General features: G+C 70.8%; 19 protein-coding genes. 10 read left to right on the top strand and 9 right to left on the bottom strand.

What is annotated here, in order from left to right; all coding sequences use genetic code 11:
• The first annotated feature begins 135 nt into the window (after positions 1-135).
• Genes Acy02nite_RS31420 through Acy02nite_RS31410 form a run of 3 tightly spaced genes read left to right on the top strand, consistent with a single transcriptional unit; the run spans position 136 to position 4,687 of the window.
• On the top strand, positions 136-2,166 hold the full coding sequence (locus Acy02nite_RS31420; protein WP_203748214.1) for an amidohydrolase family protein: 2,031 nt from the start codon (positions 136-138) through the stop codon (positions 2,164-2,166).
• Entirely contained in the window at positions 2,163-3,338 is a 1,176-nt protein-coding gene (locus tag Acy02nite_RS31415) for an MFS transporter (RefSeq protein ID WP_203748211.1), read from the top strand. Before Acy02nite_RS31420 ends, Acy02nite_RS31415 begins: the two co-directional genes overlap by 4 nt.
• Before the next feature lie 11 nt (positions 3,339-3,349).
• A complete protein-coding gene (locus Acy02nite_RS31410; RefSeq protein ID WP_203748208.1) occupies positions 3,350-4,687 on the top strand; it encodes a GH1 family beta-glucosidase in 1,338 nt (445 codons plus the stop codon).
• A gap of 142 nt (positions 4,688-4,829) precedes the next feature.
• On the opposite strand, the gene Acy02nite_RS31405 is transcribed toward Acy02nite_RS31410, so the two are convergent.
• From Acy02nite_RS31405 to Acy02nite_RS31390, 4 genes are all read right to left on the bottom strand, one after another.
• Complete coding sequence (locus tag Acy02nite_RS31405) at positions 4,830-5,426, bottom strand: TetR/AcrR family transcriptional regulator (RefSeq protein WP_203748205.1); 597 nt, start codon at positions 5,424-5,426, stop codon at positions 4,830-4,832.
• A 612-nt stretch (positions 5,427-6,038) separates the two neighbouring features.
• Positions 6,039-7,316, bottom strand: coding sequence for an MFS transporter (locus Acy02nite_RS31400; RefSeq protein ID WP_264653349.1), 1,278 nt, complete (start codon positions 7,314-7,316; stop codon positions 6,039-6,041).
• A gap of 245 nt (positions 7,317-7,561) precedes the next feature.
• The gene (locus Acy02nite_RS31395; RefSeq protein ID WP_203748199.1) at positions 7,562-8,194 is read right to left on the bottom strand and encodes a futalosine hydrolase; all 633 of its coding nucleotides are present in this window, start codon (positions 8,192-8,194) and stop codon (positions 7,562-7,564) included.
• On the bottom strand, positions 8,191-10,134 hold the full coding sequence (locus tag Acy02nite_RS31390; RefSeq protein WP_425548226.1) for an MFS transporter: 1,944 nt from the start codon (positions 10,132-10,134) through the stop codon (positions 8,191-8,193). Before Acy02nite_RS31390 ends, Acy02nite_RS31395 begins: the two co-directional genes overlap by 4 nt.
• Before the next feature lie 54 nt (positions 10,135-10,188).
• Between Acy02nite_RS31390 and Acy02nite_RS31385 the strand changes: the two genes are divergently transcribed.
• Complete coding sequence (locus tag Acy02nite_RS31385) at positions 10,189-11,058, top strand: DUF3027 domain-containing protein (RefSeq protein ID WP_203748193.1); 870 nt, start codon at positions 10,189-10,191, stop codon at positions 11,056-11,058.
• Between the two features lie 37 nt (positions 11,059-11,095).
• On the opposite strand, the gene Acy02nite_RS31380 is transcribed toward Acy02nite_RS31385, so the two are convergent.
• Positions 11,096-11,299, bottom strand: a complete 204-nt coding sequence (locus tag Acy02nite_RS31380) for a DUF2530 domain-containing protein (protein WP_203748503.1) — start codon at positions 11,297-11,299, stop codon at positions 11,096-11,098.
• A gap of 233 nt (positions 11,300-11,532) precedes the next feature.
• Here Acy02nite_RS31380 and Acy02nite_RS31375 point away from each other — a divergent pair, with 233 nt between their 5' ends.
• From Acy02nite_RS31375 to Acy02nite_RS31360, 4 genes are all read left to right on the top strand, one after another.
• On the top strand, positions 11,533-12,978 hold the full coding sequence (locus Acy02nite_RS31375) for an NCS2 family permease (protein ID WP_203748190.1): 1,446 nt from the start codon (positions 11,533-11,535) through the stop codon (positions 12,976-12,978).
• 100 nt (positions 12,979-13,078) lie between these two features.
• On the top strand, positions 13,079-13,525 hold the full coding sequence (locus Acy02nite_RS31370; protein ID WP_203748188.1) for a MarR family winged helix-turn-helix transcriptional regulator: 447 nt from the start codon (positions 13,079-13,081) through the stop codon (positions 13,523-13,525).
• Between the two features lie 75 nt (positions 13,526-13,600).
• On the top strand, positions 13,601-14,980 hold the full coding sequence (locus tag Acy02nite_RS31365; RefSeq protein WP_203748185.1) for an MFS transporter: 1,380 nt from the start codon (positions 13,601-13,603) through the stop codon (positions 14,978-14,980).
• A 192-nt stretch (positions 14,981-15,172) separates the two neighbouring features.
• The gene (locus Acy02nite_RS31360; RefSeq protein WP_239175391.1) at positions 15,173-15,706 is read left to right on the top strand and encodes a hypothetical protein; all 534 of its coding nucleotides are present in this window, start codon (positions 15,173-15,175) and stop codon (positions 15,704-15,706) included.
• Positions 15,707-16,308: 602 nt separating this feature from the next.
• Here Acy02nite_RS31360 and thpR read toward each other — a convergent pair.
• The 4 genes from thpR to Acy02nite_RS31340 all read right to left on the bottom strand — a co-directional run bounded on the left by thpR (position 16,309) and on the right by Acy02nite_RS31340 (position 20,310).
• Positions 16,309-16,797 (bottom strand): RNA 2',3'-cyclic phosphodiesterase, encoded by a 489-nt coding sequence (thpR, locus tag Acy02nite_RS31355; protein ID WP_203748179.1) that lies wholly within the window; start codon positions 16,795-16,797, stop codon positions 16,309-16,311.
• A gap of 11 nt (positions 16,798-16,808) precedes the next feature.
• Positions 16,809-17,867 (bottom strand): septation protein SepH, encoded by a 1,059-nt coding sequence (gene sepH, locus Acy02nite_RS31350; RefSeq protein WP_203748176.1) that lies wholly within the window; start codon positions 17,865-17,867, stop codon positions 16,809-16,811.
• 215 nt (positions 17,868-18,082) lie between these two features.
• Positions 18,083-19,201 (bottom strand): phosphoserine transaminase, encoded by a 1,119-nt coding sequence (gene serC / locus Acy02nite_RS31345; protein ID WP_203748173.1) that lies wholly within the window; start codon positions 19,199-19,201, stop codon positions 18,083-18,085.
• A gap of 2 nt (positions 19,202-19,203) precedes the next feature.
• A complete protein-coding gene (locus tag Acy02nite_RS31340) occupies positions 19,204-20,310 on the bottom strand; it encodes a citrate synthase 2 (protein WP_203748170.1) in 1,107 nt (368 codons plus the stop codon).
• Positions 20,311-20,476: 166 nt separating this feature from the next.
• On the opposite strand from Acy02nite_RS31340, the gene pdxH reads away from it, so the two are divergent.
• On the top strand, positions 20,477-21,130 hold the full coding sequence (gene pdxH / locus Acy02nite_RS31335; protein ID WP_203748168.1) for a pyridoxamine 5'-phosphate oxidase: 654 nt from the start codon (positions 20,477-20,479) through the stop codon (positions 21,128-21,130).
• A 32-nt stretch (positions 21,131-21,162) separates the two neighbouring features.
• The gene (locus tag Acy02nite_RS31330; RefSeq protein WP_203748500.1) at positions 21,163-22,419 is read left to right on the top strand and encodes an MFS transporter; all 1,257 of its coding nucleotides are present in this window, start codon (positions 21,163-21,165) and stop codon (positions 22,417-22,419) included.
• The last annotated feature ends 10 nt before the right edge of the window (positions 22,420-22,429 follow it).

Genomic DNA, 22,429 nt, shown 5'->3' with positions numbered 1-22,429 from the left:
GTGCGACGCTCGGACGGCGGCTTGTCCGGTTCGCCACAGCGCCGAAAAGATATTCACATTCACCTCTGGATTTGAACGGGTGTGACTTTCTACACTCCCTTTGTCGGATCATCTGATCTACCAAGGGGGTGTCCCGTGCGTCGTCACCTGCTCGCGGGCGTCCTGGTGCTGGGCCTCGTCGGTGGGCTGTCCGCGCCCGCCCGAGCAGCCGAGACCTGGACGTCGGCCACCGGTCTGGAGGGGGCGTGCGTCACCCTTCAGGCGTACAACGGATCCACCGCGCTCGGGTACGTGTTCAAGGACTCCGCCGGGTACGGCTTCACCGGCACGGCGTCGAAGGCCGAACCGTTCCGCTTCGAGGCCACCCAACTCGGCCGTTACCTGCTCCGCGACCACACCGGCGCCCCGCCGTACCAGAGCACCCTCGGCTGGGTGTGGGCCGGCGACTCCTACGGTGATCGCGCCGACTGGACCGTGAGCAGCGGGTCCTCCGGCTCGTACAAGCTCGTCTCGACGTCGACCGGTCAGCAGATGGGGTCGTACCTCGGTGGGCTCGGCGCCGGAAGCGCGACAATGAAGCTCACCCCGGCCACCGGATGCGCCGCGATCCCGGACATCGCCACCGGCGTGACCGGCACCCCCGCTCCGGCCGTCGACTCCGGTGGGAAACTCGTCGGCTGGATCGACGCGCACGCGCACATCACCGCGGGTGAGGCGTTCGGCGGCTCGATGCACTGCGGCGACGCGTGGGCCTCCGGCGGCGCCCCGGTCGCGCTGGCCGGCTGCGCCTCACACGCGACCCTGGGCTGGGGTGCGCTGCTCGAGGCGATCATCGCGGGCACCGACCCGATCAACTCGTCCGAGCACGGCTGGCCGTCGTTCACCGACTGGCCGCAGACCGACACGATGCTGCACGAGGCGTCGTACTTCCGCAGCCTGGAACGGGCCTGGCAGTCCGGCCAGCGGGTGCTCAACGTGCTGCTGGTGGCGAACCGGGTGATCTGCGAGCTGACCGTTCAGCACACCTCGTGCGACGAGATGGACCAGATCCGCGCGCAATCCACCTACCTGCACCGGATGCAGGACTACATCGACGCTCGCAGCGGAGGTCCGGGTCGCGGCTGGTTCCGCTTGGCGACGACCCCTGCCCAGGTACGGGCGATAGCCGCTCAGGGAAAGCTCGCCGTCACCATCGGGGTGGAGAACTCGGAGATCTTCGGCTGCCGCGAGGTCAAGGACGTGGCGCAGTGCACCACCGCGGACATCGACAGGGGGCTCGACGAGCTGCAGGGCATGGGCGTCAGCGGCTTCTACCCGGTGCACAAGTTCGACAACGCGTTCGGCGGCACCCGCTTCGACGAGGGTGTCACCGGCGCCGCGATCAACGTCGGCCAGTTGCTCTCCAGCGGCCACTGGTGGCAGGCGACGAGCTGCACCGGCCCGTCCGACAACGAGCAGCCGCTGGTCAGTGACGACTTCGCCAAGCTGCTGGCGCTCGGCGTCGACCTGCCGGCCGGCACGATCCTCCCGGTCTACCCCAGCGGCAAGATCTGCAACGTCCGCGGGCTCACCACGCTCGGGTCGTACCTGGTCGGCAAGATGATGGACCGGGGCATGATCGTCCACATCGACCACATGAGCGTGAAAACCGCCTCGGCCGTGCTCGACCTGGCCGAGCAGCGGCGTTACGCCGGGGTCACCTCGGTCCACACCTGGGCCGACCGGGCCCTGGTCAACCGGGTGCTCGGGGTCGGCGGGTTCGTCGCCTCCTATGCCTTCGCCGCCACCGACGACGGCTCCGGCACCCCGACCTTCCTCGACGAGTGGCGGGCCAACAGGGCGCTGGCCAACGGCTCCAGGATCACCGGGTACGGCGTCGGCACCGACGTGAACGGGCTGGGCACCCAGGCGCAGCCGCGCCTGAACGCCGGAACGAGCCCGCTGACCTATCCGTTCACCGCGCTCAACGGCACCCAGGTGGCCAAGCAGGTGTGGGGGACCCGCACGTTCGACCTGAACACCGACGGAGTCGCGCAGTACGGCCTCTACTCCGACTGGATCACCGACCTGACGAACCAGGCCGGCTCGGACAAGGCGCTGCTCACCAGGCAACTGATGAGCGGGGCGGAGGCGTACGTGCAGATGTGGGAAAAGGCTCGCTCGTGACGCTGGTCGAGGCGCCGGTGCGTACGCGCTGGATGGTTGCGTACGCACTGGCGATGATCGGGGTGGCGGCCGGCTGGTTCGGCCCGATCCAGATCCTCCTGCCCGAACAGGCCGCGCGCCTCGCCGGCGGGGACGGCAAGGAATCGCTGCTCGCCCTGGTCACCGCGATCGGGGCGGCGGCCTCCCTGGTGGCGAACCCGCTGTGGGGCGCGCTGTCGGACCGGCTCGGTTCCCGCCGGCCGATCTTCGTGGCCGGCACCGTGGTCGGCGTCGCGGGCCTGCTGGTCCTGTCCGCCGCCGACAGCCGCCCGCTGATGATCGGCGGCTGGGTGCTGGTCCAGATCGGACTGAACGGGCCGCTGGCCGCGCTGGCCGCGATGATCGGGGACCGGGTGCCCGAGCGGCAACGCGGGACGGTCGGCGCGCTCTTCGGCGTCGCGCAGATCGTCGGGGTGGTGCTCGGGACCGCCCTGGCCGTCGCGGTCGGGCAGGGCGCGCCGGGATACCTCGCGGTGGCCGTGGCGGTGCCCGCACTGGGCGCGGCGTTGTTGCTGATACACCGGGAACCCGTGCGGATCTCCGACCGCACCGCCCTCTCGCTGAAGTGGCCCGGCTCGCAGTTCGCCTGGGCCTGGCTGATCCGCTTCCTGCTCAACCTGGTCAATGCGCTCGTCCTGGTCTACCTCTTCTACTACCTGTCGGACCAGGTCGGTGTCGCCGACGCGGCCACCTGGGTGCTCGTGCTGACCGTGGTCAACGTGCTCTTCGCGGGGATCTTCGGCTTCGCCGGTGGGGTGCTGTCGGACCGCTGGCAACGTCGCAGGATCTTCGTGGCGGTCGCCGCCGTGGTGCTCGCCGCCGGAACCGCGCTGCTCGCCCTGGTGCCGGTCGTGGCCGTCGCGATCGTGGCGTCGGTGCTGGTCGGGGCGGGGTGGGGTGCGTACGTCGCGGTCGACATGGCGGTGATCACGCAGGTGCTCCCGGACACCGAGACCCGCGCCACCATGCTCGGCGTCGCCAACATCGCCGGCACGCTGCCGCAGCTGCTCGCCCCGGTGATCGCCGCGCCGATCGTCACCCGCCTCGGCGGTTACCCCACCCTCTACCTGCTCACCGCGGCGATCGCGGTGCTCGCGCTCGTCTGCCTGCCCCGGCTCAGAGCACTGTCCTGAAAGGATCATTCATGCGATTCCCGCCCGGCTTCCGATTCGGCATGGCGACGTCGGCCTACCAGATCGAGGGCGCCTGGGACGCCGACGGCAAGGGCCCGAGCATCTGGGACACCTTCGCGGCGCGGCCCGGGACGATCCGGCACGGCGAGGACGCCAAGGTCGCCATCGATCACTACCACCGGTACGCCGAGGATGTCACGCACATCGCCGAGGCCGGGGTGCACGACTACCGGTTCTCGATCTCCTGGCCGCGGGCACTGGCCTCGCTGGACTTCTACGACCGGCTGGTCGACGAGTTGCTCGCGGCCGGTGTCCGCCCGGTGCCCACGCTCTACCACTGGGACCTGCCACAGGACCTGGAGGACAAGGGTGGCTGGCTGAACCGGGACACCGCGCACCGGCTCGCCGACTACACCAGCGCGGTCGTGCTGCGACTCGGCGACCGCGTCCGGGACTGGATCACGATGAACGAGATGAACGTCCAGACCCTCTACGGGTACGCGTTGACCGATCACGCCCCGGCCCGCGGCCTCGGCCTCGAAGCGCTCCCGGTCGCGCACCACCAACTGCTCGCGCACGGGCTGGCGGTGCAGGTGCTGCGCACCCACGACGCGGGCGCGATCGGCATCGCCAACCAGCACTTCCCGGTCCACCCGGCGAGCGAGGACCCGGCTGACGCGTACGCGGCCGAGATGTTCCGCGAGCTGACGAACTGGACCTTCTCCGACCCGATCCTGCTCGGCGACTATCCCGGCGAGATGATCCGGGCCGGCGTCGGCACCTCCGGCGCGCAACTCGACCGCGATCTGGAGTTGATCGGGGCGCGACTCGACTTCTACGGCGTCAACTTCTACGAGCCGACCGCGATCGAGGCGCCCCGGGAAGGGAAGGACTACGCCGGGGTGCTGGAGGTCGACATCCCGGAGGGAATGCCGTTCTCCCCGGTGCCGGTGAAGAGCGACGAACGCACCGACTTCGGCTGGGCGATCGTCCCCTCCGCACTCACCGAAATCCTGGTCACGCTGCACGAACGTTACCCGGCACTGCCGCCGGTCATCGTCACCGAGAACGGCGCCTCGTTCCACGACGCGGCACCCGGCGACGACGGCCGGGTCCACGACCCACGGCGGATCGCCTTCCTGGACTCGCACCTGCGAGCGGTTCAAGAGGCGATCACTTCGGGGGTACGGGTCGACGGCTTCTACGTGTGGTCGGCGTTCGACAACTTCGAGTGGGCGGCCGGTTACGACGAGCGCTTCGGTCTCGTGCATGTGGACTTCGAGACGCTCGCCCGTACGCGCAAGGACTCCTGGTTCTGGTATCGCGACCTGATCGCATCCCAGCGCTGACCCGTCATGAGCGCCTGATCGGCATCGGCCGCTTCGTGGTGGCCGGTCACCATGACGGCTCATGATGGCCGGTCACCAAGACGGCTCATGATGGCCGGTCACCATGACGGCTCATGATGGCCGGTCACCATGACGGCGAGTGTCAGCGGCGGAGCTGGTCGACGAAGCTGTCGGCGAGGCGGGTCAGGCGTTCTGCCCGGCCCTCCTCGGCCCAGCCGTCCACCAGACTGAGCAGCGAACTGCCCTCGACCAGGATGATGAAGTCGTCGATCACCGCTTCGTCCTCCACGCCGGTGCGCAGCTCGTGCAGCCCACGCGCCTCGCGAAGACACGTCCGCAAATGCACGCGGATCGCCCGGTGCGACTCGCGCCGCGACTCGGCCAGCAGCGGATGCGACAACGCCGCGCCGGCGAAAGCCACGTTCACGTGTGCGTCGGCGGCCCGCTCCTCGTCGATCGGCAGCACCGCGTCCAGCGCCGCCCGCAGCGCCGCCAGCCCGTAAAGGCTGCCACCGATCCGGAACGCCCGCTCCACGATCCGGTCGTAGACCGCCTTCTGCGCCGCGACCAGGATGTCGTCCTTGCCGCCGAGAAAGTGCGCGAGAACGCTCAGCGAGCAGCCTGCCTCATCCGCGATCGCCCTGGTCGTCGTCCCCTCGACGCCGCGCGCCCGGACGACGCGCCAGGTGGCCGCAAGAAGCTCCCCCCGGCGAACGTCATGATCGACCAGCCTCGGCACCCGCCAAGCTTAACTGCCCACCCAGTTTCCGATTCGACCCCGAAACCCTCCCGGCGTACGCCTCCGACCCGCCCGCACGCGCGGCGCTGCCCGACAGTCGGGCAGCGCCGCGCGCGGCGCGGACCGACCGCAGGGCGGCGAGCTTTCGACCGCGCGCGTGGCGCGGACCGACCGTGGGGCGGCGGGCCTTCGACGCCGCGCGCGTGGCGCGGGCCGGGCGTCGGGCAGCGAGACCTTCGACGCCGCGCGCGAGTTCATGCGCGCGTGGCGCGGACCCGGCGATCACCGAGCGGGCCCGCCCGTCCGCGCGCGTGGCGCGGACTTCGCGCCGCTCCCGGTCCTGCCGCGGTCGCGGTTCCCGGCTGGTTCTCATGGGCGTTATCCGTCCCGGATAACGCCCATGAGAACCAGCCGGAGCAGGGAGGCGCGGCAGGGGCTTGCCGTGCGATCGCGTTCGATCGCCACGCCGGTCAGCCCCGCGGGGGCGGTCGCGTGGCCTCGGGAATACCCGGCGGTCGCTGGTCGGGCTTCAGGCGGGACCGGGTCGCGGCCCTGGACCAAGGGCGGGAGCCTTGCGGTTGGGGAGGGCGCTAGGTCGTACCGGCAAAGGTTTCAAGAAGGTCTTGGGGCTGGTTCTGCGACCGTGAGATGTTGCAGGCGACGGGCCAGGGGGAGGGTGAGCACGACGCCGACGACCGGGATCAGGAAGGCGATCCGGAGGCCGATCGGGTCGGAGAGGGCGCCGAGCAGGACCGCGCCGAGCAGGGCACCGCCGTAGTTGAAGAGGTTGACGCGGGCGATGACCTCGTCGCTGCTCTCCCTGGCGGCCTCGCCGGCGGCGCTGAAGGCGAGCGGGACCAGGACGCCCACGCCGATGCCGGCGATGGCGAAGCCGGTGATCGCGGCGGCCTCCACCGGGAGGAGCACCACCAGCAGACAGCCCGCGCCGGAGACCACGAGCGAGCCGAGGGCCATCGCCAGACGCCCGGCCCGTGGCACTAGGTGATCCGCGATCAGGCGGCTGACCAGCACCGTCGCCTGGTAGGCGGCGTAGCCCAGCGGGGCGATGGAGGCGGCCGCGTGCAGCGTGTCCTTCAGGTAGACCGAACTCCACGTGCTGACCGCGGAGTCCACCAGGAACGCCGTGAAGATCAGCATGCCGCAGACCCAGATGACCCGCCGGACCGCGCGGCTGCCTGTCTCGTGCACCACATGGGAACGTTCCGTGCGGCCCGGCTCGAACCCGCGCCAGCCGGCCAGCCCGACCAGCACCGCGAATCCGGCAGCCGTGCCGACCGCGATCGACGCTCCGCCGCCGCTCGCCAGCGAACCCGACATGAGCAGGGCCGCGACGATTGCGGCAGCGGTGTACGCGGCGAACAGGCGGCTCATCACGCTGCGGCCCAGCCGGGCCTGGACCAGGACACCCTGCATGCTGAGCGAGGCGTCCACGGTGCCGAGCCCGACGCCGTAGAGCAGCAGGATGGTCACGAAGGCGACCTTGGGGGTGGCCACGGTCGTGCCGGCCAGACCCGCGCCGATCAGGAAGAGGCCGGCGGCCAGGGCGTACCGGCTGCCCCGGCGCGCGGCGACCTGATCGGCGATGACCGAGCCGCCGGCCGCGGCCACGCAGACCAGCAGCAGGATGGCGGAGACGAACGCGTCGCTCAGGCCCTGGCGCTCTTTGAAGGCGGGGAGCGCGGTGACGACAGCGGCGTATCCCAGCCCCTGGGCCGCGTAGCCGGCACCGATCAGGCGGGCGCGGGCCGCGGCGCTCATGTCCCTCATCGTGCCTCGCTCGGGTTCCCGCCGGCCGTCATCGGGTCTCCTTCGCGGCTGTCGGGGTGGGGCTCGCTCGCGCCGGGTGCTGTCTACAGCGACGAACGTCACATGCTTGTTCAGCGCAGCATGCCGGGCACGATCACCAACAGCAACAGATTCCTGTAAAAGAAATTCACCTTCTTGGGTGGTGTGGCGTTTCCTGTTGTACGGGTGTGCGTCGAAGGCGGGCAATTCGGAACAGCCACGCCGATCTGACCGTGCCGAGTGGTGTCGTGCCGGGCCGCCGCGCTCTGACAGCTGCGGGAGAACTTCGCGTTCCGGCGACGGGGGAGTGACCGCGGCCCGGGTAGAGGTCAGGGAAGTGACTGCAGGGCTGGAGCGGCGGCTCGCAGGGCGGCGAAGGCCTCGGGCAGGCGCCAGGCGGCACGGTCACGAGGGCCGACGGGGTTGGAGATGCTGCGGATCTCGGCGAACGGAACGGCTGCGTCCGCTGCGGCGATCGCCACGCCGTAGCCCTCCATGGCTTCGGCCACCGCCTGCGGGAAGCGGGTCGTGAGGCGAACCGTCGTCTCCGCCGTGCCGGTGACCGTGCTCAGGGTCAGGATGTCGCCGGTGAGCGCGTGCGGTAGAGCTGTCTGAAGGGCTTTGAGCAGGGCGGGATCGGCTTCCAGGACGCTGCTGCCGAAGCCGAGCTCCTCGATCGGCAGGAAACCGCCCGGGGACTCGGCGCCCAGATCGGCGGCGACGGCCCGGGCGGCGAGCACGGTGCCGCCCACGTCCGCGCGGCCCGGGAAGCCACCCGCGATGCCCACACTCACGACCGCTCGGTAGTCGCGCTTCGCGAGCAGGCGTGCGGTTCCCGCGGCGGCGGCGGCCGGGCCCACTCCGACCGCTTCGACGACGACCAGCTCCGGGTCCAGGATCGGGCGCAGGGCGTCGGCTTCGGCGGGGACCGCGGTCACGGCCAGCACGGGGTGCGGGGTCATAGGTCCTCGCTGTCGTCGGAGTCGCCGTTGCGGGTGGCGGAGGTCGGCCGGTACACGTGGTATCCGGGAGGGGCCGCCGAGTGGTCGGCGTCGTCCCGGGCCGTGGACCCGTCGCCGGACGAGCCGCCGTCGGTGGGGACGTCGGCCCCGAACTGCCGGGTGGGCTCATCGGTGGCCTGCGGGGACGCCACCGGCTCAGGTGCGGAAGCTGCGGGCTTCCTGCTCTTGCGGCGGCCCCACCAGCCGCGGGGCTCGTCGACGAGGGTGGTGTCGACCAGGCGTTCGGTGTCGAGGGTGCCGGCCGAGCGGGACCCGGCAGGTCGCCGCTGGTAGGGCGTGTTGTGGCCGGGCCGCTCGGGGACGGCCGGGGCATCCGGCCAGGGGTCGGCCGCCTCGTAGAACAGGTCCTCGTCGTCGGCGCGCGAGGAGCCCGAAGCAGTGGGTGCACCGGAGCCGGCCGCGCCACCGTTGGCCGTGCTGCCGTTGGCGGTGCTGCCGTTGGCGGTGCTGCCGTTGGCCGTGCCGGCACGGGCGGCGCTGGAATCGGCCGTGCCGGGATCGGCGGCGTCCCCCGTCGACTCCCCGGGCCGCCCCGACAGCCGCTCGCCGCGCAGACGGGCGGCCGACCAAGCCGCCCGGCCCGCGGCAAGGATCGCGAGCAGCGCGGTCAGGGCGACCCCGAGCCGCCCGGCGAGCGGGATCAGCCCGATGCCGCCACCGGCGACCCAGGCCAGCATCAGCACGGTCTCGGAGTGGGCGAAAGCGGTCGCCCGCAGTCGCTCGGGGACGCGTTCCTGGATGCTGGCGTCGACGGCCAGTTTCGCGATGCCGCTGAAGACGGCGGTGAGCAGGGACAGCAGCGCAATGGTGACCAGGTTGCAGAAGATCGTCGCGAAGACCGCCACGCCGGCGGTGATGATCAGGCCGCTGGACTGCAGCGCGAGCGGGCGGCGGATGCGCAGGCCGGTGCCGGCGGCGGTGGACAGGAACGTGCCGAGGGCGAGCGCGCCACCGACGAGGCCGACCGCTGTGGTCTTGCCGAGATCCCAGCCGAGGATGCTGGTGTCCACGCCACCGGACATGATCGCGAAGGTCATGAACAGCAGCAGGAAACCGTAGAGCAGGCGCAGGGACGCGCTGCCGAACAGGGTGGCGAGCACCAGCCGGCCGGAGAGCGGACGGTCGGAGCCGCGGTTGAGGCCGAGCACGGTGCGCCAGGCGCGCGGCATGGCCTCGGGCGGGTCGGAGTCGGCGCGGGGCGGCAGGCGCAGCGAGACGACCATGCCGACGAGGAAGATGATGGTCGCCACCCGCAGCGGCCACTGTGGCCCGAACTTGAAGGCGAGCAGGCCGATCGGGGCGACGACCGCGCCCGCGAACGTGCCGTAGACGCTGGCGCGCGCGCCCACCTGGGACAGTCCGACCCCGTCGGGCAGCAGCCGGGGCACGGCCGCCGAGCGGGCCACCCCGTAGGCCCGGGAGAGCGCGAGCACGCCGAACGCTGCCGGATAGAGGCCCCAGCCGAGCAGGTTGTCCGACATCACGTAGGCAAGGAAGGCCCGGCCGAGCATGGTGACCGCCAGCGCATAGCGCCGGCCGTGGCGGAAGTGGTCGAGCAGCGGGCCGACCACGGGCGCCAGCAGCGCGAACGGGATCATCGTGATGAGCAGGTAGAGCAGCACCTTGCTGCGCGCCTCGCCGAGCGGAACGCTGAAGATCGTGCCGGCCAGCCCGATCGCGATCAGCGCGTCGCCGGCGCAGGAGACCGCGTGCAGGTCGAAGAGCCGGATCATGCCGATCTCGTTGGCGGCGCCGCGGGCCCGGACGGTGCCGACACGCTGGGTCGCCCAGGCGCCGCCGCGCACGGATCCACGCACCACCAGGCGCACGGCTTTGACGCCGGAGCCGACGGTGCGGCCGAGGGTGGGAAGCAGCGGCATGGGAACCATCCTGACTGATCCGGGCGACCAACGGCGGGCTCTGTCCACAGGTATATGGGGAGTCGTTGCGACCTGTGGGGTTCGGTAGGCAACAATGGGCGGGTGACCTCCAGGATCGCCGCCCGCGCTGCCCGACTCGACCAGGTCTGTGCCGATGCTGTGGGGATCGCCCGTGGTGCGATCACCGATGTGGACCCGGAAGACATCGGTGAGCATCTGGAAGCGATCGCCGAGGGCGACCGTGTCGTGACTCACTTCTTCGAGTCCCACCTGGCCGGTTATCGGGGCTGGCGCTGGGCCGTCACGGTGACCCGCGTCCCGCGCAGCCGCCACGTCACGATCTGCGAGACCGTGCTGCTGCCCGGGCCCGACGCGCTGCTCGCCCCCGGCTGGGTGCCGTGGAACGAGCGGGTCCAGCCCGGCGACCTGGGTGTCGGCGACCTGATGCCGACCGCGCCCGACGACGACCGGCTCGCCCCGGGCTATGTGCTGAGCGACGACTCCGCGGTCGAGGCCGTCTCCTGGGAGCTCGGCCTCGGCCGGTCCCGGGTGATGTCCAAGGACGGCCGGATCGAGACCGCCCAGAGGTGGTATGACGGCGACGCCGGCCCGGAGGCGCCGATCTCGACCGCCGCGCCGCGCAACGCCCGCTGCGGCACCTGCGGTTTCTACCTGCCGCTGGCCGGTTCCATGCGGCAGATGTTCGGGGTGTGCGGCAACCTCTACGCGCCGGATGACGGCCGCGCGGTCAGCGCCGATCACGGCTGCGGCGCCCACTCCGAGGCGCTGCTGGCCACGGTCGAGCAGCCGGTCGAAGAGCTGCCCACGATCTATGACGACAGCGAGGTCGAGACCATGGCGGTCAGCCGCGGTCACGGCTCGGTCGAGTCGAGCGAGCCGGCAGAGGATTACGGGCACAGCTGAGAGACGTCTCTCCGGAGCGCGCTCGAGCCGGGCGCGCTCAGGAGGCGTGGAACTCCGGATGTGAGAGCGCCCTCCGGCGCTTCCGGTTCCGGTCGTGCACGATCATCGTGATCAGACCGGGGATGCCGACGAGGAACCCGGCCACGCCGGTGTCGACCCAGTCGTCCGGTGCACCGGCCAGCCACATGATGAGCGTGGCCACGGCGAATGCGGCCAGGCCCGCGAGCGCGAACGGGACCATGGGCGGGTCGAGCGGCTCGACGCGCGGCTTGGTGCCGGTCACGACGGTCAGACCGGTCGGCGGATCGTCAGCCCGGGTCACGGGAGACAGGTCACTCACTCCGACAGGGTAAGGCCATTACGGAACGTCTCGGCGCAGGACGTGAGAGTTGTAACATCACAGCGCTTTTGCCGAGGTCATCGCGTCTGAAAGCATGCGCGCGTCGTTCAATGTGCCACCCCGGAAGGGCCAGCATGTCAACAGCTACAGAGACCGCCGCGCCGCGGAACGGTTTCGACCGCTTCTTCGAGATAACCAAGCGCGGCTCAACGGTGAGCCGGGAGGTTCGTGGCGGCTTCGTCACGTTCTTCACGATGGCGTACATCGTCGTTCTCAACCCTCTGATCCTGGCCGGCGGCGCCGACCAGAAGGGCGCTCACCTGCCGCTGGCCGCGCTGGCCGCCGGCACGGCACTGGTCGCCGGCGTGATGACCATCCTGATGGGCGTCGTGGCCCGTTTCCCGCTCGCGCTGGCCGCCGGCCTCGGGGTGAACGCGCTGGTCGCGTACGAGATCGCGCCGCAGATGACCTGGGCCGACGCGATGGGCCTGGTGGTCATCGAGGGCCTGCTGATCGGTGTGCTCGTGCTGACCGGTCTGCGCACGGCGGTCTTCAAGGCCGTTCCGACGCAGCTGAAGACCGCCATCGGGGTGGGCATCGGCCTGTTCCTGATGATCATCGGGCTGGTCGACTCGGGCTTCGTCCGCCGCGTGCCGGACGCGTCGAACACCACCGTCCCGGTCGAGCTCGGCCTCGGCGGCAAGCTGCTGACCTGGCCGACCCTGGTCTTCTCGCTCGGCCTGCTGTTCACGCTGGTGCTCTTCGTCCGCAAGATCAAGGGCGCGATCCTGATCGGCATCCTGGGCACCACGGTGCTGGCCATCGTGGTGGAGGCGATCACCGGCGTCGGCTCGGTCGTCACGAACCCGCACGGCTGGTCGCTGAACGTGCCGAAGCTGCCGGAGAAGGTCGTCGACACCCCGGACCTGTCGCTGCTCGGCCACTTCAACGTGCTCGGCTCGTGGCAGCACGCCGGTTGGCTGGTCGCGCTGATGTTCGTCTTCACGCTGCTGGTGGCGGACTTCTTCGACACCATGGGCACGATGGTCGCGGTCGGCCAGGAGGGCGAGATGCTCGACTCCGAGGGCATGCCGCCGCGTACCAAGGAAATCCTGTTGGTCGACTCCATCGCGGCGGCCGCGGGTGGTGCGGCGAGCGTCTCCAGCAACACCTCGTTCGTCGAGAGCGCCTCCGGCGTCGGTGAGGGCGCTCGCACCGGTGTCGCGAACCTGGTCACCGGCGGGCTGTTCCTGCTGGCGATGTTCTTCGCGCCGCTCGTGCAGGTGGTTCCGTTCGAGGCCGCGTCGACGGCGCTGGTCGTGGTCGGGTTCCTGATGATGACGGCGGTCCGGCAGATCGACTGGTCGGACTGGACGATCTCGGTGCCGGCGTTCCTGACCATCACGATCATGCCGTTCACGTATTCGATCTCCAACGGCATCGGGGCCGGGATCATCTCCTACGTCGTGCTGAAGGCCTTCACGGGCCGGGCGAAGGAGGTCCACCCGATCCTGTACGGCGTGGCTGCCCTCTTCATCCTGTATTTCGCCCGGGGTCCGCTCGAGTCCTGGGTGCTCTGATCCACGGAAGCCGTCACCGGGTGCGCTAGCGTGCCCGGTGACGGCTGTTACATCGGGTTATACATGTCGTTAGCCATGCTCATTAGCTAGGCTAAGTATCGTGACGGAGCGGGTGATGACGACGGAGCGCACAGCGGAATCGCTCGCCAAGACGCTGCGGGATGCGATCATCCGGTTCAGCCGGCGGGTCCGGCAGGCGCGGCCGGTCGGCGATCTGACGTTCAGTCAGCTCTCCGCGCTGACCAGCCTTCAGCTGCACGGTGCGCTGACTCCCCGTGAGCTCGCCGATGTGGAACGGGTGCAGCCCCCGACGATGACCAAGATCGTCGGCAAGCTGGAGGAGCGTGGCCTCGTGGCCCGGACCCCGCATCCCACCGACGGGCGCCAGGTGATCCTGGCCGCCACCGACGAGGGGCGCGCGGTCTACGCGGTGCACGAGGACGCTCGCAACGAGTGGCTCGCCGTGCAACTCGACCGGCTCACCCCGGAGGAACGGGACACCCTGGCCCGCGCTGCGGAAATCCTGCAACGCGTCGCCCGCGCCTGACCCTCGATCGGGGTCGGTCGTTCCGCTTCGTCACCTGACGATGACGCGTACGACCGAGGCGAGGAGGCACACCGCATGCGGGCAGTGCTGGACACGACATTCCGATCCCTGAGAGTCCGGAACTATCGCCTCTTCTCCCTCGGGCAGTTGATCAAGCTGGTCGGCGTGTGGACGATGTTCACCGCGCAGGACTGGCTGGTCCTGGACCTGTCACACAACTCGCCCGGCGCGCTCGGGGTGGTCACCGCCCTGCAGTTCGTCCCGGTGATGGTGCTCACCCTCTACAGCGGTCGCCTGGCCGACCGGTACGACAAGCGCAAACTGCTCGTCGCCGCGAACACGGCCTTCGCCGTCACCGCCATCGCGTTCGCCGTCATCGTGGCGTGCGGCATCGTGCAGCTCTGGCACGTGTTCATGTTCGCCCTGCTCTTCGGCATCGCCAACTCGGTGGAGACCCCGGTCCGGCAGGCGTTCGTCTCCGAACTCGTCGAGCTGCCGCTGCTGCCGAACGCGCTGGCGCTCTCCGCGGCCACCTTCAACACAGCCCGGATCGGCGGCCCGGCGCTGGCCGGCGTGCTGCTCTCGGTGCTCTCCATCCGCGTGGTGTTCCTGATCGCGACGGTGCTGGCGATCGCGCCGATCTTCACCTACACCCGGATGAACGTCGCCGAGCTCTTCGGCCTCGCCCGCAAGGACCGCGGCAACGCCAAGGTCCTCGACGGTTTGAAGTATGTCGGCAAGCGCGCCGACCTGGTCCTCCCGATCGCGCTGATGGCCGTGGTCGGCATGATCGGCTTCAACTTCCCGGTCACTCTCGCCGCTCTCGCCAAAATCAACTTCCACGCCGGCGCCTCCTCGTTCGGCCTGCTCACGACCGCACTCGCGGTGGGCGCGCTCGGTGGCGCGCTGGCCGGCAGCGGACGGCGGGCCCGCCCCGGGGCGTACCGGGTGATCGGCGCAGCCCTCGCCTTCGGCGTGCTGGAGTTCGCGGTCGGCTTCGCGCCGAACTTCATCGTCGCCATGCTGTTGCTGGTGCCGACCGGGTTCTTCTCGATCTACCTGGCGCAGGCCGCCAACCATCGGGTGCAGATGGGCGTCGACGGCGAGTACCGGGGCCGGGTGATGGCGCTCTACGTGCTGGTCTTCCTCGGGACGACACCGATCGGCGCCTCGCTGGCCGGGTGGTGGGGCGAGCAGTTCGGGGTGCCCTCCAGCATCTGGGCCGGCGGCCTGGTCTCGTTCATCGCCGCGGTCGTGACGCTGGTCTGGCAGCTGCGGGTCAGCGGGGACCGTTTGGCGCTCCGGCTGCGGCCGCGGCCGGCGCTGCGCCTGATCCCCGCCGTCCCGGAAGTCGCCAGGGTGCACGCCGAGCCCGGGGCGGCGTCCCCTGAGCTGCCGGTCCAGGTGCGGCTCGAGCCGTCGGCCCGGACCCCGGAGCCGGTCGTCAGAGGCTGAGACCCACGTGGAATCCGCGTCACCCGTTCGAGCGTGGCGCGGATTTACGCTTTCCGCTCACAATGGTCGATAGTGCCACGTGAATGGTGCCCATTGGCGCTCAGGAACGTGGCAGCCAGGTAGTTGGCAGATCAGGTCCGCCGAATGGGTGTTCCGGCCCGCCAAATCCCGGCATAACGTCAATGCGTGGCGATGGCGCAACTGGTTGTGATGTCGGCGGCGTGGGTAACGCTGCTGGTCCTGCCGTGTGCCCGGGTCCTGCTCCGCCGGCCGGCGACACGCCGACCGGCCACCCCGGGCCACCTGCCCCGGCGACGCACCACCTTCCGCCGGGTGCCTGCCCCGAGCCGTCAGCCCCGCAAGGGCTCGGCCCAGGCACAATGGGCTCGCCGGCCCGGCCCGGCCAGTCGTGACCTCCGCCGGCTCGACCGTGACCTGGCAGGTCTAGACCTCGCGTCCCGGATGGAGGCGCTGCCCGCCGTCCCGATCGAGCAGCTCGCCTTCGACCTGCGCCGACTCGACAGGCAGCGCCGCAGCGGCCCGCTGCGCTCCTCCGAGGCCTGCATGGCGGCGTTGCTGGCGGCCTACGACGCGCGGTTACGACTTGCCTGCCGCTGCCTCGGCGTCCCGGAGCACCTGCAGCCGCTGACCGGCGTCGACCGCGAGATCGAACGCCTCCGCCTCGAAGCGCGCCTCGAAGCGGCAGGACTGGCCCTCAGAGACTGACGATCAACTTCAAGATCTTCAGGTCCCATCTTCGCTGTGGTCCGGATCGTCGCTCCCGCGGGGACCCTTGCGGGCTTCGCAGGCCGCTGGCGCGGCCAGAACGCAAAGCCCTCCAGGGCGGCCTCCGTGGCGGGGCACGCTCACCCCAACCCCAAAACCGGGGCGGGCGGGTCGCGGTCCCAGCTGGTTCCCACCGTAGTCATGAGGCACGAAGGACCACGGCGAGAGCCAGCCAGCCGGGTTGGTCGCGCGGCGATCCGGTGTGGGGCGCGGTCGCGGCAGGATTGGTCGCGTAGTGGCCTGGTGTGAGGCGCGCTCGTGGGTTGGAGGCTTCGCGATGAGGCTGGCGGGTTGCGGCCCGCGGGCGAGTCGCGGTCCCGGCTGGTTCTCATGGGCGTTATTCGGGACGAATAACGCCCATGAGAACCAGCCCGGAAGGCCGGGCCGCGTGGCGGCCCGATGTGGAACCGCCTTGCGAGCCGGACTCGGGGGAGCGCTGTAGACCGCAGCCGGCTCACGAGGTTGGCAGCGGCTGGTTCACGTGGTGGGCGGCGTGGACAGCGGCTGGTTCACGAGGGGGAGCGGCGTGGGGAGCGGCTGGTTCACGTGGTGGGCGACGTGGGCAGGGGCCACTCGTGGAGGGTGTGGTAGTTGCCGAGGACGCTCTCGACCAGGGCGAAGCTCGTCACGGGCCACGACGGGCCGGTGTAGGACTCCAGTGCGGGGAGAACGCCGGGCTCCGCGCGGTAGGAGACCGTCAAGTGCGGACGGAACGGGCGCGGGTCGATGGGGAACCCGGCGTTGTCCAAGGCGAGCCGGACCGATTCCCGTAGGGAGGTGAGCGCTTTGCGGTTCCCGGTCAGCCCCGCCCACACGACTGATCCGAAGCGGCCACCACCGGACAGTCGCAACGGGAACGCCGGGGGTGCGGGGACGGTCGCCAGGGTGTCGGCCACCTCGTCCGTACCGCGGGAAAGCTCTCCCAGGAAGGCCAGCGTGACGTGCCACTTGGCGGGACGTGTCAATCGCGCCCCGGACGGCAGGCGGCGCAGCAGATCCTCGCGGGCCGCCACCGGAGGGTAGACGGCCACGAAGAGTCGGCTCAGGAGGACTCCCGCGCTGCCGGGCCGCCGCCGAAGAGCACATCGTCCCAGCTCGGGAGGCGCTTGCGCGGCTTGCTCTCCTCGCCCTCGTTGCTGGCCTGCGTGTTCTGCCCGACCGTGCGGCGCGGGCGGAGGACCGCCAGCGATGGGACGGCCGGCACCTCCTTGGGCAGGTCGGCGTCGTCGTCGAAGGCCGAGCCGGAACCGCCGCCGAGCAGGGCCGCGGCACCACCGGCGACCGGGCGCCGGCCGGCCGGGGAGACCGGCTCCAGCCCGCGGCCGGACTGGCCCTCGAGCGGACGGTCGAGAGAGGCGAGCAGAGCGTCGCGCCCGGCCCGGATCGGGTCGCGGGTCGGACGGGCCGGCGAGTCTGCCGCGGGCAGGCCGTGGCCGCCGCGGGTCGGCTCGGAGCTGCGGGCCGGGCCGGGCAGGCCGTGGCCGCCACGCTCGGGGGCCGGCTCCTGGCCGAGGATCTGGGTGGGGCGCTCGGCGCACAGATACTGCGCCATGTCGTCGTGCGGGGCGACGACCTGGCGTCCCTTGTCCAGATCCCAGATGGCCTGGGCGGTGGCTTTGCCGGACGGCCAGGTCGCGACGATCCGCCAGGTGCCGTCGTCCTTACGGAACGCGTCCCACGAGATCTTCTCGGTGTCGATGCCGTGCTGCGCGAGGCGGCTGTCGACCACCTCGGCCAGCGGCTGACCGGAATCGGACGTCTTCAGCCGGGTGCGGCGCGCGTGCTGGGCCAGCATGGCCCGCTCCTGCAGCACCGGCCCGGCGTAGCGCAGCACCCGGTCGACCGGGACGCCGGCGATGCGGGCGACATCCTCGGCGGACTCGCCCTGGCGGATCTTGGCCTGGATGTCTCGCGGGGACAGGGAGGGCGGGGCGTCGGGGGCGGCGATCACCGCGACCGCTGTGCCCGGCGCCGCTGGACCCTCGGTGAGCACTCCCGCCACCCGGTCGTCCAGGGGAAGCGCGAGTAGCCGGCCCACCTCATCGGCGAGCACGAGGGCCTGTCCATCCTCGGAGAGGGCGACGAAGCGTACCGGCCGCATGCGTTGCCTCCGTCTCGTCGCGTTGGCCTGTGCTCCCGAGAGTCAGTTACCCGGGCGCGTTTCGGAACACGGTACGCGCCCAGGTCACTCAATGGGGGTAAGCCACGCCGTGAAAGTGTCTGACCAGCGGAGATGATCTTCAGTCTCCGACCGGCCCTTTTCCTTGGTACGGACTACGCCTTACCCCCGCAATGAGCCACGTCACCCAGTTGGTGTCAGAGACGCTCGACGACGTAGTCGATGCAGGTCGTCAGCGCCGCCACATCGGTCGGGTCGACGGTCGGGTAGAGCGCGATCCGCAACTGGTTGCGACCCAGCTTCCGGTACGGCTCGGTGTCCACGATGTCGTTGGCGCGGAGCACCTTGGCGATCGCCGCGGCGTCGACGCCCTCGGCGAAGTCGATGGTGGCCACGGCCGAGGAGCGCAGGGCGGGATCGGTCACGAACGGCTCGGCGAACGACGAGCGGCCGGCCCAGCCGTAGATCTCGGCGGCGCTCTCGGAGCTGCGCTTGACCGCCCAGGACAGGCCGCCCTGCGCGTTCATCCAGTCGACCTGCTCGGCCGCGAGGAAGACCGTGGCCAGCGCCGGCGTGTTGTACGTCTGCTCCAGCCGGGACTGCTCGATCGCCGTCACCAGGTCGAAGAACTGCGGGATGTACCGCTTGGTCGCCTTGATCTCGTAGGCCCGCTCGATCGCGGCCGGGGACATCAGGGCCAGCCAGATCCCGCCGTCCGAGCCGAGCGCCTTCTGCGGGGCCAGGTAGTAGACGTCGGTCTCGGTGAGGTCGACGTCGAGGCTGCCGCCGCCGGAGGTGGCGTCGGTGAGCAGCAGCGCGCCCGGGTCGGCGCCGGCCACCCGCCGCACCGGGACCGAGACGCCGGTCGAGGTCTCGTTCTGCACCGAGGCGTAGACGTCGACGCCGGCCTCGGCGGTCAGGAACGCGGCCTGGCCGGCCGGCGCCTTGTGCACGGTGGGCTGCGCCAGGAACGGCGCGTCCGTGACGGCCTGCACGAACTTGGCGCCGAACTCACCGAACTCGGCGAACTGGGCCCGGTCACGGATCAGGCCGAAGGTGGCGACCTCCCAGAAGGCGCTGGTGCCGCCGTTGGCCAGGATCACCTCATACCCCTCGGGGATCGAGAAGAACTCGGCGAGACCCCGGCGGAGGCGAGCGACCTGCTCCTTCACCGTTTTCTGGCGGTGCGAGGTGCCCATGAAGGTACGGGAGACCGCGGATAGCGCCTCGACGCCTTCCGGCCGGACCTTGCTCGGCCCGGAGCCGAATCGGCCGTCGACTGGTTTGATCGCGTCAGGGATCCGAATGTCAGCCACGGTCACACATTATGCGTGAGCTGGGACCAGCCCTCGACGTCCGACGGCTTGCGCGGAGCCGGGCCCACGTACTGCAGGCTCGGGCGCAGGATCCGGTTCAGCCGTTTCTGCTCCAGGATGTGCGCGCTCCACCCGGCCACCCGGGCGCAGGTGAACATCGAGGTGAACATGTGCGCCGGCACCTCGGCGAAGTCGAGCACCACGGCGGCCCAGAAGTCCACGTTCGTCCACAGCTCACCGCCGGGCTTGCGCTCGCGCAGCTCGGCCATCGCGGCCTTCTCCAGGGCGGCGGCCACCTCGTAGCGCGGGGCGCCCAGCTCCTTCGCGATCCGGCGCAGCACCCGGGCTCGCGGGTCCTCGGCGCGGTAGACGCGGTGACCGAAACCCATCAGCCGCTCGCCGCGGTCGAGCACGTCCTTCACATATCCCTCGGCGTCGCCACTGCGCTCGACCGACTCCAGCATGCTCAGCACCCGGGTGGGCGCCCCGCCGTGCAGCGGGCCGGAGAGCGCACCGATCCCGGAGGAGATGCAGGCGGCCACGTCGGCGCCGGTGGAGGCCACGATGCGGGTGGTGAAGGTGGACGCGTTCAGCCCGTGCTCGGCGGCGGAGATGAAGTACGCATCGACGGCCTTGACGTGCCGTGGGTCGGGCTCGCCGCGCCACCGGCGCATGAACCGCTCCACGATGGTCTCGGCCTTGTCGATGTCCTTCTGCGGGACGGCCGGCAGGCCCAGCCCACGCGCTGCCTGGGCGACGAAGGAGAGCGCGGTCACCGAGACCCGGGCCAGATCCTTGCGGGCCTGCTCGTCGGTGATGTCGAGGAGCTGGTCGAGCCCCCAGTACGGCGCGAGCATCGCGACCGCGGACTGCACGTCGACCCGGATGTCGCCGGAGTGGACCGGCACCGGGAACGGCTCGGCCGGCGGCAGCCCCGGCCCGAACTTGCCGTCGACCAGCAGGCCCCAGACGTTGCCGAAGGAGACCTGGCCGATCAGATCCTCGATGTCGACGCCGCGGTACCGCAGGGCGCCACCGTCCCGGTCGGGCTCGGCGATCTCGGTCTCGAACGCGGTGACGCCCTCGAGCCCCGGCTTGAAGTCGGACACGGCACTCCCTGGGAGACGTGAGCTGCGGTGAGTGATTCATCCTGCCTCCCGGGCGACTGCGCGGTCGACCCGTGGGCGTTGTGCTCTCGATGACACCCATCCTGGTTCAACTGACACCGGGCAGTTGCGGACTTAACGTGCTTGCAGCCGAAAGGAAGTACCCCCGATGCCATCCGATCCGCCGTCCCCCGCGGCGATGCGCCGCGACTACACCGAGCACGGGCCGCTGCTGGAGAGCTCGCTGGCGAAGGAGTGGACCGCCCAGTTCGCGGCCTGGTTCGCCGACGCGACCGCGTTCGGCCTGCCCGAGCCGAACGCGATGATCGTGTCGACAGCGAGCGCGGAGGGCCGCCCGTCATCCCGGACAGTGCTGCTCAAGGGGTACGACTCGGCGGGTTTCGTGTTCTTCACCAACTACGGGTCGCGGAAGGGGACCGAGGCGGCTGACAACCCGTACGCGAGCCTGGTCTTCCCCTGGTTCCCGATGCAGCGCCAGGTGATCGTCTCCGGCCGGGTGGAACGCGTGTCCCGTGCCGAGACCGAGGAGTACTTCGCCTCCCGCCCGCGCGGATCGCAGCTCGGCGCGTGGGCCAGCCCGCAGTCGCGGGTGCTGCCGGATCGGGACGCGGTGGACGCCGGGCTGGCGGCGGCGGTGCAGCGGTTCGGCGACGGGCCGGTGCCGGCGCCACCGCACTGGGGTGGTCTGCGGGTGATCCCGGAGACCGTGGAGTTCTGGCAGGGCCGCAGTAATCGGCTGCACGACCGCCTGAGGTACCGCGACGCCGACGGGGACTGGATCGTGGAGAGGCTCGCCCCGTGAGTGTGGTCGACGACAAACGACGCAAGTCCTGGATGATCGACACCTCCCCGCTGCGGGTGACCACCTTCCGCCGGATGTGGATCGGCAACGGCGCGTCGTTCTTCGGCTTCCAGTTCACCGCGGTGGCCGTCCCGGTGCAGATGTTCGCGATCACGCACTCGTCGTTCTGGGTCGGCCTGCTCGGCGTGGCCGGCCTCGTGCCGCTGCTGGTCTTCGGGCTCTGGGGTGGCGCGGTCGCCGACGTCGTCGACCGGCGTCGGCTGCTGCTCACCAGCTCAGCGCTCACCTGGGTGGTCACTCTCGGCCTGCTGGCGCAGGCGATTCTGGGGGTACGGAGTCCGCACCTGCTCCTGGCGCTGACAGCGGTCCAGTCGATCGGCTTCGCGATCAGCTCCCCGGCGCGGCAGTCGATCATCCCGCGCATCGTGCCGACGGAGATGGTCCCGGCGGCGAACACCCTGAACTACACGACCACCACGGCCGGTGGCGTGCTCGGTCCGCTGGTCGCCGGCGTGATCATGGGGATCTGGTCGACCGGCACCGGCGTCGCGGCGGCGTACGCGGTGGATGCCCTGCTCTTCACCGTGACCTTCTGGGCCACCTGGCGGCTGCCGGCCATCCCGCCGATCGAGCCGGACGACTCGGGCGAGAAACCGACGGCGGGCCTGCGCGGCATCCTGGTCGGCCTGCGGTTCCTGGTCACCCAGCCGGTGCTGCTCCTCTCCTTCGCGGTCGACCTGATCGCGATGGTCTTCGCCATGCCCCGCGCGCTGTTCCCGGCTGTCGCCGAGGACCGGTTCGGCGGCGTCTCCGCGGCCGGCTGGCTGTTCAGCGCCATCGCGATCGGCTCGGTGCTGGCCGGCTTCACCTCGGGCTGGATCAGCCGGGTACGCCGGCAGGGGCTCGCACTGACCGTGGCGGTCGTCGGCTGGGGAGTGGCGATCGCCCTCTCCGGCCTGGCCCACCAGCTCTGGCTGGCGGTCGTGCTGCTCGCCGTGGCCGGCGCGGCCGACCTGGTCAGCGCGGTCTACCGGCAGACGATCATGCAGACGTTCGCGCCGGACCGGTTGCGCGGGCGGCTGCAGGGCGTCTTCACCGTGGTGGTGGCCGGCGGCCCCCGTCTGGGTGACCTGCGGGCCGGCGCGACCGCCCAGTTCACCGGCGTGACCACCTCGTGGGTGGCCGGTGGGCTGCTGGCCGCGGCGCTGGCCGTGGTGCTGGCGCTGGCCGTCCCGGCGCTGATCCGTTACCGGCCCGTCCCGGAACTTGCGGAGAACGCCGAGCGATAGTGTCGCGGGT

The organism is Actinoplanes cyaneus (genome assembly GCF_016862095.1).
GTDB lineage: Bacteria > Actinomycetota > Actinomycetes > Mycobacteriales > Micromonosporaceae > Actinoplanes > Actinoplanes cyaneus.
Note: the sequence above shows the minus strand (reverse complement) of the source record. Positions and strands in the feature narration are given on the sequence as shown.